Raw genomic sequence first — 15438 nt, 5'->3', positions numbered from 1 at the left:
AAATCCAGCCCCATTGGTGGACTATCAGGGTGTGAATTCATCACGGACTGAGAAGACCGTAACAGATTTAGCCCCCCTGGAGAGTGCAACATACAAATCACTTGCTCCCATATTTCCTGCATCCAGTATTAATGCGTGATCGCATTCCAGTCCTTTCAGAAGAAGTGTTGAGCCTATTGAGCGATGCGATACACGTCCTTCTCCCTGGTATCTGCGTTGTTCACGAATGACAGATGCTGATTCATGAATGCTTTTTTCGGGTGAACTGATGGACAGATTTATTGCATCTTTTAGCACTTGCAGCGCTCCGGCCCTGAATACGCGAGTTTCATACTTCTCTTCAAGCAAGAGAAGCGTTGTTCGCATGTTTTGTCGGGTGGGTGCCAGTGCAAGCTCTACTAATGCAATTTCAAGTGAAGAAGGGGGCGTTATGTTTCGACCGGCTTGAATAGAACCAATTCTGCGTAGGGTTGCGCTAACGCCCACATTTGTCATCAGCTCAGCTGCTGCCTGTAATATATTTGGCATCACGTTAGCGGTATTAGCCTCGTCAAGGGAAGTGGCCATTCTCATCACATCAGTCAGATCAACGGGTTCAACAACATCAATACCATTAATACGTTGTGCAAATTGATGCCGGGATGAAGCTCTTCGTGAATCACCCATAACCAAAATCGAGTCGTTGGGGAAATGTCGCAGCAGCGAGTAATATTCGCGCTGCTGGCGCTGGATATTGTCATTGTGATTTCGTGAAAGAGGATGAAAACGGACATATTCAGGACAAGACTTTAAGTCAATGCGCTCCCGGCGAAGTAAACGATGTCTTTGCTCAAGGATCCATTGGCCCAAATCTGGGGTTTGGGCATTGTTCCAGCGCCAGGGCGTCTGCAAGGTTGCCAGAGTAGGGAAAAAAGTCTCAACGGTTCGGGTCCAGTCAGGCATAGGGCCGCTGAAGCTGAAGATACATTGCATCGGGTCACCAAAGACGACCGTTGGTAGCAAACGTGAAAGCGCACAAGTCAGTTCATGCTGTTCACTATTGCAGTCCTGGTATTCATCGACCAGCAAACGCGAGTAAGTAGCTGTGATGATTTCGCTAATATTACCGTTAACAATCAAGTTCAGTACGGCACGGCGAAGAGAAGGGTAGAAAAGGGTTGGATTTTCAGGACCAACGTCAAGCGGGCACAATCCCGGGAAACAGCCTGCTATCTTCAGCGCCCATCCATCGATTGTTGTCACAATATAGTTTCGCGGAGGAATTGCAAAACGACTCAATCGCTTTTTGAGTGCCGTTACACCTGCAGTTGTATGCGTCAGCACGAGATACGGCTTACTTTGTGCAACACTCAGAGCGTCAGTAATCAGGTGGGTTTTGCCGCATCCGGCAGGCGCTACAATCAGGCCTTTAGTGGCATTTAAAACGGCATCCACACTCATTGTTGATCACCGTCATCTGCAGCCCACCCCAGCAAATCTCTGATTATCGCCTTGAACGGCCGTGAAAAATCATTGATAGCCGGGCCCACAATATTTTCCGCCAGGTCTTCAGCCTTGCCGATCGTTTTAAACCAACCATATTCACCTGCCGCACGCGCCACGGGCTCTCTCATTTCTATCGTTGGTTCCTCAGTGCATGCTTCAAAGTTATAAGCTCCCTGGGAGCAGTTCTGAATATGCTGATCCACCTGTTGTTGGCTGTTCAGAGCCGCAGCGAGGAGAACAATGTCACGGATAGTCTCAACAGGGCACCAGGCTAGCAGGGCTCCCTCTGTTGAAAAACCATTACCCCATTCAAAAATGGTCACGCCCCTGGCCCGGCAATGTTCTGTCTTTAGTCTGTGTGCTTGCGAGATAATATCTGAGTCTTTTAGTAATGCAGTACGATACCCCAGTCGTGCAAAAACCTCGGCGCGTTTGAAATATTTTTCCCCACCGGCGCCATCGGTAGCAAAGGCACCTTGATCCTGAAAACCCGTTCTTCCTCTGCTTTGCCTGTATAAATCCAGTCCTCTGATAAAACCAACCTCAGTCCCACCTTCACCCACAATCACGGCTTTGCTAAAGAAGGCTTCAGCGCAGGCCCGTAAGGTTGCCTGTTCCTGATCTTCTCCGCTAAGTGTCAGGAAAAGGTGTGAAGGCTCTGGGGCCGGTTGATTTACTTTTCGCAGCACACATAGTTGGGTTGCTTGGAGTTCCCGGAGAACATATGGGGAATGAGTGGTGATGAATACCTGCGAAGTGGGCTCAGGATCGCGGGAGCCCAGTTGATGCAACAGCTGGCTTATTCTGTAGGGCTCCAGCCCATATTCCGCTTCATCAATAAGTATGGTCCCTGGACGCCCGACAGCTTTCTGTAACCCGCTTACCAGTAAACGGGTCGATCCCGTGCCAAGCATCCTCAGCGGCGTATTATCATTGTTATGCAGACTGATTGCGCTGTTAGAGAGTGAAACGCCATTAACATCCAGAAGCGCTTTCAGTTCACCGACCGGTACCCCAAGTGAATTCGCGATAGTTCTGACTTCGGTCAGAATGGCATCAAGCTGCGGAAGTTCCCGGGCAGCAAAGCTTTGCCGGGTTTGACGGGAAAGCTCGGCCAGCGTTGCGCTGACATTGAAATCCTCATCTGAAAGTTTGTTTAATACTGAGCGATTTCCCCATGCCAGGTGGTGGTGGGATGCAGCCCCAAGGCGCGTCGGGCTTAATTGCTCACGGTGCTTCCATTGCAGTCTTTTCTCCAGACCTTCCGCAGTTGTTCGTTCAGAAAATAAGAGCCAGTCTGGTTCAAGATCATCTTCGACGACCATTCTTAGCGTGAGCACAGTCTCATCACCCGCCAGCGGTTCATCATGGATTTCTTTCGTTTCAATGTTGAACCCACGAAAATAGCGTCCGTAAGCTTCGAGATTCAGCAATCCGTCATCGAGCTGTCCTAGCGTTATGCTGATGCAGATTGGCGTGGCTGTGTTCATCAAATGAAAATCTGCATCACTGAACGTAAACGATCTTCTTGCGCCAAGCACCAGGTCAATCGCGTCAATGATGGTCGATTTTCCTGAATCCCCTGGGCCTATCAGACAATTGAGGCTTGGGCCAGGGCACCATTCTGCTTGTCGCACTGCCCGAAAGTTTTGGATGCTGATGTGGCGGATAACAGCCATTTATCGTTCCCTCATAAACCAAAAATGTTGTATCTGCATTGAATTGGAAGGAATTATTACACACATTTTCTGATTTAGCTGTGATGCAAAGCTGCTCCTGATTTGGCTGAAGAAAGATCATGAAAGATCGGGGGAGTCGAGGGTTAGTGCCCACTATAATTCTCGGCTTCATGTTTTCGTATACGAAAATTTTTAAGCAATAAGACACACCATAGCCATACGTGGCACTGACCACGTGAAATCAATTTTTTTTATCAACTCCCTAAGAACGTGAGGCGCCAGCAGGCTTTCGACTGGTATCACAGTATTGATTTTTACTGCTTTGACAATTTCAATCAATGACAGGGTGTTTTGTGCAAGTTGTTCACGTAGCTCTTTATTTTCCTCCTGCAACTGCTGATTACGACCAAGTAAAGCCTGGCGCGTCTTACGATTCACATACTGCTGCTTTTCTTTGGGACGAAGATTTAGAGGGGATAATTGTTGATCGACATAGGCTGCAATAAGACGTTTTCGTTCAATGTTACTTAATGTACTTAAGCCGCCATTGATGATGCATTTGATTTAAGTCTGGCATGCAAGCTTTTAGCCGAAATAGGCGATTTATCAAACCCTTCAATCAGCATCAGTTGGAGCTCATGCTCGATCTGAGTATCCAGTTCTTTACCACGCATCAGTCTTCTCCTTGTTTGATTTTTTGGTACTCGATAGCAAATAATTGAGCCAGTGTACGAATTTCACCTTCCACCTTTATTTCTCCTGACAGAAGTGCCTGTGAGGTAATTGCTTCCAACGAGTTTGAGCGTCTGCGTAATTGCTCACTTAGTGCATCTAGCTGTGCAAGACTATCGTCAATATTGCCTTGCACTAGCTGGTTGTCAGAAAGGGCTGCGGTATACTGTTCAAAAGCAAGTTTGGCCTCGTTTAATGCCCTACCTTTGAATACAACAGCGGAGTATTCATCAACACGCCCGGTCAACGTGAAATGCTCACAGGGCTTCAATGCCTGACACTTCATTCGATAAGGGCATCCCCACAAGTTAACGTCTCTCATGCAAGAACCCAATTTCAATGGATGCAGTACAGCGTGCCTTTGCACCATTTCAGATGCTTGCGATGGCCCTTCGTTTTTACTGATTTCTTCAAACGCAGCGGCAATGTCTTCGAATAATCCATCACCTAAGGACGCTTCAATGAAGCCTGCAACATCGTTACGGTCATCGAAGGTATGTAGGTTTGCCTTTATATTTATTTCCAGGCTCTGGACGCGATTAAACGTCATTAAACCACTTTTCTTTACCGCATCGAGAGGTGAATCAACGTCAACAGCACTAGATGCTGACTGCTCCGGTACGGTTGGAACTAAAGGGGTTAGAGAAGCTGCTTTTCGCCGTTCCTTGAGAGCCAGGTGCTGATAATGCTGATTTTGAGTGATATCAACACGCCCCATCAGCATCGCTTGTAAGTGGTCTGAAATCTCAGCAATAGCGAGAAAAGTGTTTATATTGTGACGAGGAATATGAGTACGGAGCTGGGTGGGGCGGCCATCATCTTCGAGCAGCCTATATTTACTGAAGACCGAAGAATGACCGTCAACGTTACCGAGAAATTTGTTTAGTCCAGCATTACTAAGTGGCTGTGGTGTTGTTTTCAGCTCCAACCCTCTTTTTAAAGTCAGAGATCCTTTAGGGAAAAGGAACAATAAATCCTCATACATAACCTCATATCTTTTGCCATTTTCTATCCATGCGTGAGTACAGGGAGTATTTTCGCTGTTATCACCAAATTCATTTTTAAGAAAAAGGCTAAGGTCTGATTTTGAGTAATATTTTCCTTTCTGATTACGTGTTCCAAGAATGACTTGAGTCGGGATACAGCCTCGTTTTGATAACGCTTTCGACACTTTATCACGTAATCCTGCACGACCACGAAGCTCTGATGAGGACTGGGCTATGTGTTCTACAATATCATCGAGTTCAACGAGTTCACCCTCAAATTCACAGATTGCCTCAGGTAAATAATCAGCAAATTCTTTTGAGCGTAAATTTGCGAGATGCTTTCGTAACTCAACTGTTAGCGACTTAACCGAGCTGAATATGCTCTCAACCAAAGGGACCGCTAAGGGCTCGACCCAATGTGTTCGTTCACCTGCTCCCTTAACACCAATATAACGGATGCCAAGAAAATAATCCGGTAACCCCTTATCTTTCAGGTGCCTACTAATATTTTGGCTATCTATTTGTCGTTTGACTAACGCATCCTGCCTGAGATTGAATGCTTCGACAGAACGAAATCCGGTGACGATCAGTAACAGAAGGCAATTGAGAGCAATCTTTTCAGTGCTGCTTTCGACTCGCTGGATTAATGACACTATATTGAGGAACCCTCTAATTGTAATCAGAGCATCTTCACCATCAGTGGCCGTATCATCCAGCTTGTCTTTTTGTTTTAGAGCGATTGTTTCCCGGGCTTTTCGGGTCAAATTAGTCTGATTGGTATAACGATCATCGGATACATATTGCAGTGTTACTAATGTGAAGGCGTGATGGTTTACTAATTTTTGAATCTTAACGCAACGCCCCTTGTAATTGGCAACGTTGGGATCACCTGGCCGGGATGCAGCACTCAGAGTATCCATTGCGCTACGTACGACATCTGTAGTCAGATAGATGGGATGCGTTTGCCCGGTTAACTTGAAGAGAGCGCAGTACCAGCGTTTCAAAATAACCAGCGTTGCAACAGCAACCGCAGGGGAAATACTGCGATTTCTAGCTCGGTAGACGAGTACCAACATGGCTTTCATGAACAGCTGATAAGGCTCGGATAAAGTATGGTGCTCGTCGATCCCTTTGAGCCGATTAATTTCATCGAAACGCAATACACTATCACCATTGCCACGTAACCAGCCGGAGCCTTTGCGCCCACACACCCATGTACGGCTATCCCATGACTCTGCAAAATCTGCTGCCAGATTCTCACCGAACCAGGCTTTTTGTTCCGTAATAAAAGTGTCAAAGTTCTCAATATTTTTTTTCATTGTTCACAACCTTTGACGTGATGCAAATGACAACGGGCTATTACTGACTTGACTTCGATCTGCGTTGTTTCGTGGATAGAAATTAGTGGATTGTGAGCATTCCCGACGCAATCAGAAACAGCTATTAGCTCATCGACTTCTTTAGAGACGCTTTCTAATACGTCCTGGTGATGACCATCGAGGAAAGGGCGGTAATATAAGCAACCATAACAGCAACGGACTTCACAGAAAGGGCATTCGTCATCGGCTCTAGAACAACCGCCGATCTCGTAGTGCAGCCGGTCCCCAACAATTCCAACCACACGTCGACCTTGCCATTCTTTTGAAGTGACCAATTTCCCAGTCAACATCATAGCCACCATGTTTTGCCAGACGGGGTTAGAACCAAGAGCTTTAGCGCGGATCAATGCCAAGGCTGGTGTCGCCAGGATGTAGTGCTTTGCTACAACTAGAGATGAATGGCCAAGAATGTGAGCAATCTCCTCCGCACTGGCTCCTTGCATAGCTAGTGAGTGACCAACGTTGTGGCGTAAATCGGTTGATGTGATTGTTGGTAGGGCTGCCTCGCCGCAAGCAACGGCAGTTTGATAATCAGGTGGGCTGAAGTTTAGAATTGCTTGGCTTATAGACTTAGAGGCAAAAGCAGGGGCGGACACTCCCATGTCGAACATTTTATCATCAGGTAATAACTGGGTTCGCTCCACATATTGCTTAATTATCGCACCAATTTCCGGTGGAATAGCCAGCAGTAAACGGTCGGTCGTAAGGCGTCGTTGTTTGACGTAAGGTAGCAGAATACTGTATCGAAATAGTCCGGTGCTATTATCACAGGTATCAAGACGCAAGTCTTTAACAGCTAATTTTGCCAACTGCACAGGACGTGCCCCAGTAACATAACTTAATCCGAGTATTGCGGCATGTTTGAGTTCTCTGATGTCATAATATTTTCCCCTAGCCAACGCCGCTGCCATTTCAAATAATCCTTTACTTATCATGTTTTTTTCAAAAGGATCGAGGAGATTGTCAATATCCTGATAAATATCCCAGTTAAACGCATTTGGTCTGGGTATAAACTCAAGATCCTCATAGTCTTCCAAAGTAAATCCAGGAAACTCTTCAGAGCAAAGGATCTTCAGTCCGAATAATATAGAATAGAAGCCCCTGGCATCTAGGTCATCGTTTTCAATATACTGTCGCAAAGTGTTCAATCTAAAACCGCCATTTTCACTACAGTAATTGAATGCTTGTGTCCACTGATATGACAGTACTGGTAAGAAAGTTGGGAACATCGTGGATGCATATTTGAAACAAAAGTACTTCAATAGAGTATTGGTTAACTTATCAAGCTTGAAGTAAACATATCGCTTGCTTCCTGAATAATAAAAAACCCATTTATTTTCCCCGTTGTGAATATGCTTATCATCAAAATCGCTGCTAGATTTCAAAAAAACATCTTTAGGAATGACTAAACATTCTAGTTTTGAAGATAGATTTCGATCAAACATTCTAGAGTCTGATAGAGACTGTTTATTATATTTAATATCCATCAAACAACTCCTTCATCAAGTAATCGAGCTCAGAATCATGTTGTAATAATCGATGGATATTTTCAGCATTGGCTTGCTCAGATAAAAATCTTTTTGCATAAAGTTCAGGCATTTGACTTTTTATACTCCAACCGCCCAGCAAACGGAGAGTCTCTTTTGCCTCATCCATCACCCCTATTGAAAGTGAGTTTTTGACAAAATCATTACCAGCGCCATTAAATCTTTTATTTTGTAAATTATATAGTTTCTTTATAGTTAAGTAAGCCCATGTATGCCGTGTAACATGAGGTGTAAATTTCATTAGAGCATCAAAGCGCTCTGCTGATTTACATTCAGGATAGTTAAGTGAAAAAACCTTATCTATCTCAGAGAAAATCAAATGTACTGCATTATAGGATAAAGGGCTTTCAGGATTTTGTCTTGATGCAAATATGAAGTTGTGAGTTATTGATTTTCTCCTAATTTTCTGCATGTAAATAATAAGAAATTCATAATCTGCTTTATCTAGTTCCAAAACTCGATGTGAGTACTCATTTTTTAATGATGGTGCATGTGTTCTTGGATCGGTCATATTTTGAGGCATACTAATGATTAAGCTAAATTTATCTCCACTGATACTAGCTTTAACCGATGAGCACTCTAACAATAACAACTCACCAACACGCAACCCATAGTTGAGCATTAACCGTATAATTAAATAATTGCGAAATTGAATAAATCCTGAAGGGAAGGGGTTTAGAAGGTTATTTTTATGTTTTGAACTCGGTACGACTATGCGATATACATTTTCAACCATATCACCAGTCATGCTCTGAAATCCTTGAGTGACTCGAGAATAATACCGCTGATTGCTTCTTTCCAGAGTTTTAAAGTCGTCTTTACATATCAGCAATCGAGTGTTGAGACGGGATGCATGACGAGACAATTCTTTGGGCGTTTCATTTCGATAGTACGGAGATACATAGGTAGCAATCAGGTAGCCTATGAATCTAATCACTGCACGTACTCTAGAAGCATTTGTCATGCCGCTAGAATGTTTAAATGGCAGTAATCGTGGTGCGAAGCTGACCATGCGACCATTTTCTAAGTATTGAAAAAAATCTGTCATCTCCTGAATAGCGATTGCAGGGTCATGTCCCGAGCAGTAAAAGCTATAGCAGAATGTGGCTCTATGCTTCATGTACCAGAACTCATAAAAAAACTTAATCGCCTGGAGAGAAGCTGATTGAGTTGAAAGCGAGCGATACTCAAGATGGTCAACTAGATACCTAAGCGGATAAAGTGCTGGCAGACAGATTTTTACATCCATCAGAATCCAGTGCCTTCGGCCGTTTGAACTTACAATCTGGGTAAGTGAGTACATAGAAATACCCAACAATCAGCATGCGGTGAAGTAAATGTACGACAGACCTAATGTGAGAAAAGGGAGGTATCTCAAAATTCACAACATGCTGATTTCTGTGACCGCATGAGTGAACCATGAAGTAATAGACCTATGGAGGTTATTTAACATAATCTTTGTTATATGTACTTGAATTTAAAGGCATTTGTGTTTTAATCATTCATTGTGCGCACTGGGTTTTGGCTTGGTATGAGCTCCAATTGGCCTCAGATAATTGCGACACAGAAGCTGTCTTGTCTACTACAATCCGTTCAATAAGTTACGAAGTTTGCTGACTACAGTTTTGGCCCGGGTCAAATCTATCAGTTTGGTGACTCTTCTTTCCAATACACGCTATCATGTGGACTTACATTGTATGTGCCTTTATCTTGTAAGCCCTTGCAGTATTGGCCATCCACCGTCACAATTTAATCTGGTGGCTCTGGTTCATTTTTCGGGTGGTTTGTTACTTTTACCGTTGATGTTCCAGGGCTACCGACCTCTGCATATTACGTTTACATCTCTCTTGCTCGTTTACCCTCCAGATTTCAATCCGCTAGAATCGTTCCTGTTTAACACACTCGTAATTCACTTTTTATAGTCATTTCGCGGACATTAAATGTGCGCTACAGGTGCGCATTCCTTGCTTCATGATAGCTTACTATCTAAAATGACTGGGATTTTCGATACTTTTGAACATTTTAATGAGGTATATACCATGATGAACATCGCTTGTGATGACGGCTCAACGAACGTAAAACTTGCTTGGGTTGAGAATGGTGAAATCAAAACCCATGTTTCGCAGAATGCCTTCCGCGAAGGCTGGGCAACTCCCCTTGCATTTGGTGGTAAAACTATCCACAACTATCTTATTGATGGGCGGAAATTTACCCACGACATTGGCTCAACATCTGCAATTACAACAACCCATACCTCTTTCCAGTTCGACGCTGTTAGTCGTGTAGCAATTCATCATGCTCTTTTGACGTCCGGGCTTGAGCCACAGGACGTTGAACTTACAGTGACTCTACCGGTGGCCATGTTCTTCACGAGCGATGCACAGTTGAACGAAGCTAACATTGAAAAGAAAAAGGCCAACGTCATGGGCCCAATAAGCCTGAATAACGGCGAAACTTTTCATGTTGTAAAAGTTAACGTAATGCCTGAATCAGTACCTGCGGCTGAATATCTGATTGACCCTAAAACAACCACGCAGCTTACACGAACCCTGGTTGTCGATCTGGGGGGGACAACCCTAGACCTGGCCATCATTCAGGGGGCAATGGAGGGCATATCCGATATCTTTGGCAACAGCGATGTTGGCGTTTCACGAGTGACGAAAGCTGTTATGGCAGCGCTCCAGGATGCCCAGTCTCCAAGCAGTTATGCCATTGCAGATATCATCATTAAAAACCGTCATGATAGAGATCTGATTGCTTCTGCGGTCAATGATCACTCTAAAATCGATGCCATCATTGCTGTTATCGATTCTGAGTCGAAAAATCTGGCCGAAGCTGTTGCAGCTGATATCCGTCGTCAGAATAGCGTCCACAAAATCATCCTGGCCGGTGGCGGTGCTGAGCTCATCCATTCTCATATTGTCGAGCTATTCCCTAAGCTGGATGTCATCAAAGCGCCTGACGCGCAGCTCGCGCTCGTCAAAGCTATGGCAAGCGTCTAAACGAGGTCATGTGATGGAAGAAGATAAACGTTTACTCGTCTGGCTCCGGCCCGGCAATAATCCAGAAGACGGTAAAGCTCTTGATATTATGGAGCGCTTACCCCGACGCTCCCGGGGGGAATTTTACCGTAAGGCACTGGTAATAGCCTCTGCCTTGCATGAGCTCGACCCTCGGTTAATTAATTTGCTGGCAGCGCAAACTACGACATCGTTTAATGCCGAAACGCTGAGCAACATCCTGTCGCAAACGCTGGGCATAGCCGTTGAACGGAATTCTTCATCAGTGGAAACCCAGGCCACAGGTATCCGAGCAGCAACCACCATTGATTCGGATAAGCCTGCTGAGCAGAAAGAACAAATTCCTAAACCCTCCCTGATGATGCAAAACCTCAAACGTTGAATCAGAACCGGCTACTAGTAGCCGGTTTACTCACCTTGCTCGGTTAACAGGCTCAGGTAGATCCGCAACCCCTTATCCAGTGACTCTCTAATGGCATCTGCTGCTGCCCCTGCATCCCTGTTTGAAAGTGCGAGTTCAAGCGACGAGAAAAATATTGGCCATTTCTCCTCCGAGTCAGATTCGAACGTGTAACTCAGAGTTGGCCCCAGGTTAATCCAAAGTTGGGTGACGATTTTGAAAAATTCAGGCAGATCGGCGTGTATGTAAAGCTTCAGCCGTAGAGTGAGGTTGAGCTGGTGTGCCAGATAAACATCCCTTCGATCATATGCTGAACGCAGCTTTTGGCACATAGATAGGCATTCTTCAAAGCTCTTGTCATCCATATTCAGTACGGCCTTTTCTGCCAGTTCTGGCTCAATCAATCGCCTCATTCTCATGTATTCGTTGAACTGCTCACTGGTGATGACGGGCACGAAAAAGGCATGTGATGGGGTCAAAGCAAGAGCACTACTGGCAGACAAACGTATCAGGCTTTCACGGACGGGCGTGACGCTCATTTTCATAGCATCGGCGATGTTTTTTGTTACCACCTTATCACCGGGCTTGAGGTAGCCGAGGATAAGTGCGCATTTAAGGCGATCTTCAACTCGTCTCGTTAAGCTAGGGAAGGTGCGAACAAGTTCCTGATATGAGATCATCATATTCATCCGGAGCGCATCCCAGAGGGACATCATGAGCCATCAACTCACCTTCGCCGATAGTGAATTCAGCACTAAGCGCCGTCAGACCCGAAAAGAGATTTTCCTCTCCCGCATGGAGCAGATTCTGCCATGGCAGAATATGACCGCTGTCATCGAGCCGTTTTATCCCAAGGCGGGCAATGGCCGACGGCCCTATCCGCTGGAGACCATGCTGCGTATTCACTGCATGCAGCATTGGTACAACCTGAGCGACGGTGCCATGGAAGATGCCCTGTACGAAATCGCCTCCATGCGCCTGTTTGCCCGATTATCCCTGGATAGCGCCCTGCCGGATCGCACCACCATCATGAATTTCCGCCACCTGCTCGAGCAGCATCAACTGGCACGTCAATTGTTCAAGACCATCAATCGCTGGCTGGCCGAAGCAGGCGTCATGATGACCCAAGGCACTTTGGTGGATGCCACCATCATTGAGGCCCCCAGCTCTACCAAGAACAAAGAGCAGCAACGCGATCCGGAGATGCATCAGACCAAGAAAGGCAATCAGTGGCACTTTGGCATGAAGGCCCACATTGGTGTCGATGCCAAGAGTGGCCTGACCCACAGCCTAGTCACCACCGCGGCCAACGAGCATGACCTCAATCAGCTGGGTAATCTGCTTCATGGAGAGGAGCAATTTGTCTCAGCCGATGCCGGCTACCAAGGAGCGCCACAGCGCGAGGAGCTGGCCGAGGTGGATGTGGACTGGCTGATCGCCGAGCGTCCCGGCAAGGTAAAAACCTTGAAGCAGCATCCGCGCAAGAACAAAACGGCCATCAACATCGAATACATGAAAGCCAGCATCCGTGCCAGGGTGGAGCACCCGTTTCGCATCATCAAGCGGCAGTTCGGCTTCGTGAAAGCCAGATACAAAGGGCTGCTGAAAAACGATAACCAACTGGCGATGTTATTCACCCTGGCCAACCTGTTTCGGGTGGACCAAATGATACGTCAGTGGGAGAGATCTCAGTAAAAACCGGAAATAACGCCAGAAATGGTGGAAAAAATAGCCTAAATAGGCTGATTCGATGTGTTTGCGGGAAAAAAATCGGCCCAGATCCGCGAAATTTTAATCAGCGAGTCAGCTTGGGAAGAAATGACCTGCTTATTCGCACCTTCCCTAGGTCTGCCTGACGGAGAGTAACTAATTAGTTCCGGTAAATTTCCGGGGTTTTTGAGGAAGCTTTTGTAATCATCAATCATATATCACTCATACTGAACTTTTTGACCACATAGAAAACAGAATGTTTTTAATCACATTACATATTAAGTAGATCCCTCTACCCAAATATTTCAAATAGTTCCAGTATGCACATCCATAAACTGGCATCCGCCAGAGCAGAGAAGGTGAAACGTTTATCATTCGTTCAACTCTATCAGCATGTCTGGCATTTTCAATAACAGATCTATTACTACCCCGATTTTAGGCTTAACAGAACCCATCATAAATACATGGTTAATTTTTTCTAATGTGTTTGCCTCCTATTTGTGCCAGGTCTTAATATTTTCTACTTGTGCGTCAATAACATTAATCTTTGTGGATGTATAGGTCAGGTTGCTCGGTCGGTGAATACGAAATATCTGAAATTAACCTTCCCTCAAAATCCCGCCAATCCCACTCTTTTTGAATATTCTCACCCATTAAAACACGATCCATCCTTTGAAGTTGCCAATCCATATAAATCAGTAAAAGAGCCATTTCTTCTTTTTCATTATTAGTCATGCCCTGCCCTAATTTATAAGCTTCTTTTGTGAGCTGATAGATCTGAACAGAGTTTTCAACAATGTATTTAAATATTTTTTCTACGCAGCCGGAAATGGCAATTGAATTTTGGCAATTAATGTCATTAACGAGTTCGCGTGTATCTATTTCCCAGTTCCTATATAAATCAATCTCTGCGGTATAATGTTGATTTGTGTTTAAAGGAATACCACCAAAGATTCGACAATAGAGTTCTACTGCATCGGCCTGTTCCAGGCAATTAGCCATGTAGGGAAAATCAGGCAACGTGGAATGAATCAATTGGAGATAAGCTAACCTCTGAACAACCTTTTCATATGGCTGGTTAGTTTCTACGCCATAGAACATGTCTTTATTGATGTCATAACGATGAGTGATCCTGATCTTCGCCATTGCTAGCCTCTTAATTCAGATAATTGATATCAGCATCGTCCGCACGTGCGGCATTACCAGCTACTAGCTGAGCGCATTTTGCAACGCGGACTGAGTGGTCAAGGTTGACCTTGTCGAATTCAGCCTTCAGTTGCTCATCTGGCTTAGCTTCGTTAACAGTTACCAGAATCCGACTAGCATACTCGCTACCCTTGGCTTGATTGCCTACCATCTTACCCAGTACACGGCCAGCTTTTGATTTCGCTTCAGTCAAACGTTCCTCGCCATTTTCGAGGTAGTCTTTACATGCGATAACAGCAGCAATCTCGGAAGCATGAACTTTCATCACGTCATTCAGTTCGTCACGAGATGGAGAGCTTTCCGCTGATATTGCGAAACTTGATGCATTAATTGCAAATAAACAAACAACCGCATTTAATATTATTTTTCTCATCACAGGTTTCCTTTTTATTGGTTACGAGGCAATGCTGCTTCAGACAGCTGGTAATTCAATATTGATAAGTAGGCCAGAGGTATAGTTGCTGCCGGGATTAACCATTCATACCTGAGCGAAAAGTATGACCACGAAAGTAAAACAACACCAGAGATAGCTGAAAATGCGAACAACGGCCCAATATTCATAAAAGTACTTTTACAAATGACTGGTATACTTTTCAGCAGAGAACCTTTACACCGCGTAACTGTTGGTATGAATAAAACGAGCATTGGCGTAGCGATAAATACGCTCAAAGTGGCAAGGGCGTACATATTGAAATACACTATTAGGTTGGAGTAAGCCAGACTAATGCTTGTTAATGTTGGTTGTTTATATTCAACATGGTTGGTTTCACCCGCAACCGCTGAAGCAATCATAAATTTGACTAACCACAATATTACGATCATTAGTACGGTCAGGAATAATGCATAAACTAACACAACGATAAAGTTGCGTAGTTCTTCCCAGATATTCAATCTTAGCTCTGAGCTTTGATATCGGCATAAGATAGCCGTAAGGTAGAGGGTGAGTACAACTGGCTGTAAGATAAAAAATGCAAGCCCCTCCATTGTCACATTTTTCATGATGAGTGTCAGGAGTCCACCACCAGCAATTATCGGCAAGAATATTGCCAAAATACCATGAAGAGATGCCATTGTTTTCATGGAGGACAACATTATTTGTTTGGTATCTTCGAAAGATAATTTATTGATGAGAAATGCTGACATTGTGTTTCCTCTTCATGTAGTTGGCTCAATTGTCGCATGTTGAAAAATTTGAATAGCATTTAACATCGACAAACTGACGGCTTTTTCTCTATCTCATTTTTTCTGTTCAGTTACGGGTGACGAAATTAACTCGACCAGCTCTTCCTTTCCC

13 protein-coding genes and 1 pseudogene are annotated in these 15438 nt (G+C 44.8%); 4 read left to right on the top strand and 10 right to left on the bottom strand.

Features of this window, described 5'->3' with window-relative positions; genetic code table 11:
• Positions 1-24 precede the first annotated feature (24 nt).
• From E6P06_RS00865 to E6P06_RS00840, 6 genes and pseudogenes are all read right to left on the bottom strand, one after another.
• Positions 25-1440: a UvrD-helicase domain-containing protein gene (locus tag E6P06_RS00865; protein WP_008786698.1), complete on the bottom strand. Its 1416-nt coding sequence runs from the start codon at positions 1438-1440 to the stop codon at positions 25-27.
• A complete protein-coding gene (locus E6P06_RS00860; RefSeq protein WP_008786699.1) occupies positions 1437-3164 on the bottom strand; it encodes an ATP-dependent endonuclease in 1728 nt (575 codons plus the stop codon). The genes E6P06_RS00865 and E6P06_RS00860 overlap by 4 nt, the downstream gene beginning before the upstream one ends.
• A 192-nt stretch (positions 3165-3356) precedes the next feature.
• Positions 3357-3838: pseudogene (locus tag E6P06_RS00855) on the bottom strand (hypothetical protein).
• The gene (locus tag E6P06_RS00850) at positions 3838-6201 is read right to left on the bottom strand and encodes a hypothetical protein (protein ID WP_071199357.1); all 2364 of its coding nucleotides are present in this window, start codon (positions 6199-6201) and stop codon (positions 3838-3840) included. The pseudogene E6P06_RS00855 and the gene E6P06_RS00850 overlap by 1 nt, the downstream one beginning before the upstream one ends.
• On the bottom strand, positions 6198-7748 hold the full coding sequence (locus tag E6P06_RS00845) for a site-specific integrase (protein WP_071199356.1): 1551 nt from the start codon (positions 7746-7748) through the stop codon (positions 6198-6200). The genes E6P06_RS00850 and E6P06_RS00845 overlap by 4 nt, the downstream gene beginning before the upstream one ends.
• On the bottom strand, positions 7738-9111 hold the full coding sequence (locus E6P06_RS00840) for a site-specific integrase (RefSeq protein ID WP_081354992.1): 1374 nt from the start codon (positions 9109-9111) through the stop codon (positions 7738-7740). Before E6P06_RS00840 ends, E6P06_RS00845 begins: the two co-directional genes overlap by 11 nt.
• Before the next feature lie 736 nt (positions 9112-9847).
• On the opposite strand from E6P06_RS00840, the gene parM reads away from it, so the two are divergent.
• On the top strand, positions 9848-10810 hold the full coding sequence (gene parM / locus E6P06_RS00835; protein ID WP_046499539.1) for a plasmid segregation protein ParM domain-containing protein: 963 nt from the start codon (positions 9848-9850) through the stop codon (positions 10808-10810).
• 13 nt (positions 10811-10823) lie between these two features.
• Complete coding sequence (locus E6P06_RS00830; protein ID WP_046499110.1) at positions 10824-11210, top strand: plasmid partitioning/stability family protein; 387 nt, start codon at positions 10824-10826, stop codon at positions 11208-11210.
• Between the two features lie 26 nt (positions 11211-11236).
• Here the strand turns inward: E6P06_RS00830 and E6P06_RS00825 are convergent, their stop codons facing one another.
• Complete coding sequence (locus E6P06_RS00825) at positions 11237-11944, bottom strand: GntR family transcriptional regulator (RefSeq protein ID WP_077260398.1); 708 nt, start codon at positions 11942-11944, stop codon at positions 11237-11239.
• Here E6P06_RS00825 and E6P06_RS00820 point away from each other — a divergent pair.
• Together E6P06_RS00820 and E6P06_RS28155 are read left to right on the top strand one after the other, a co-directional pair.
• Positions 11943-12923 (top strand): IS5-like element ISKpn26 family transposase, encoded by a 981-nt coding sequence (locus E6P06_RS00820; RefSeq protein WP_000019445.1) that lies wholly within the window; start codon positions 11943-11945, stop codon positions 12921-12923. The genes E6P06_RS00825 and E6P06_RS00820 overlap by 2 nt on opposite strands.
• Positions 12905-13084, top strand: a complete 180-nt coding sequence (locus E6P06_RS28155; protein WP_313859659.1) for a hypothetical protein — start codon at positions 12905-12907, stop codon at positions 13082-13084. The genes E6P06_RS00820 and E6P06_RS28155 overlap by 19 nt, the downstream gene beginning before the upstream one ends.
• Before the next feature lie 394 nt (positions 13085-13478).
• Here E6P06_RS28155 and E6P06_RS00815 read toward each other — a convergent pair whose 3' ends face one another.
• The 3 genes from E6P06_RS00815 to E6P06_RS00805 are packed head-to-tail and all read right to left on the bottom strand — an operon-like array spanning position 13479 to position 15287.
• Entirely contained in the window at positions 13479-14084 is a 606-nt protein-coding gene (locus tag E6P06_RS00815; protein WP_139934921.1) for a hypothetical protein, read from the bottom strand.
• Positions 14085-14094: 10 nt separating this feature from the next.
• Positions 14095-14517, bottom strand: coding sequence for a hypothetical protein (locus tag E6P06_RS00810; protein ID WP_043016719.1), 423 nt, complete (start codon positions 14515-14517; stop codon positions 14095-14097).
• Positions 14518-14531: 14 nt separating this feature from the next.
• Positions 14532-15287: a hypothetical protein gene (locus tag E6P06_RS00805; protein ID WP_009654999.1), complete on the bottom strand. Its 756-nt coding sequence runs from the start codon at positions 15285-15287 to the stop codon at positions 14532-14534.
• Positions 15288-15438 lie beyond the last annotated feature (151 nt).

It is taken from the genome of Citrobacter sp. CF971, from assembly GCF_006385635.1.
In the GTDB taxonomy this organism is placed as follows: Bacteria; Pseudomonadota; Gammaproteobacteria; order Enterobacterales; family Enterobacteriaceae; genus Citrobacter; species Citrobacter freundii.
This window is presented reverse-complemented; position numbering and strand designations above follow the sequence as displayed.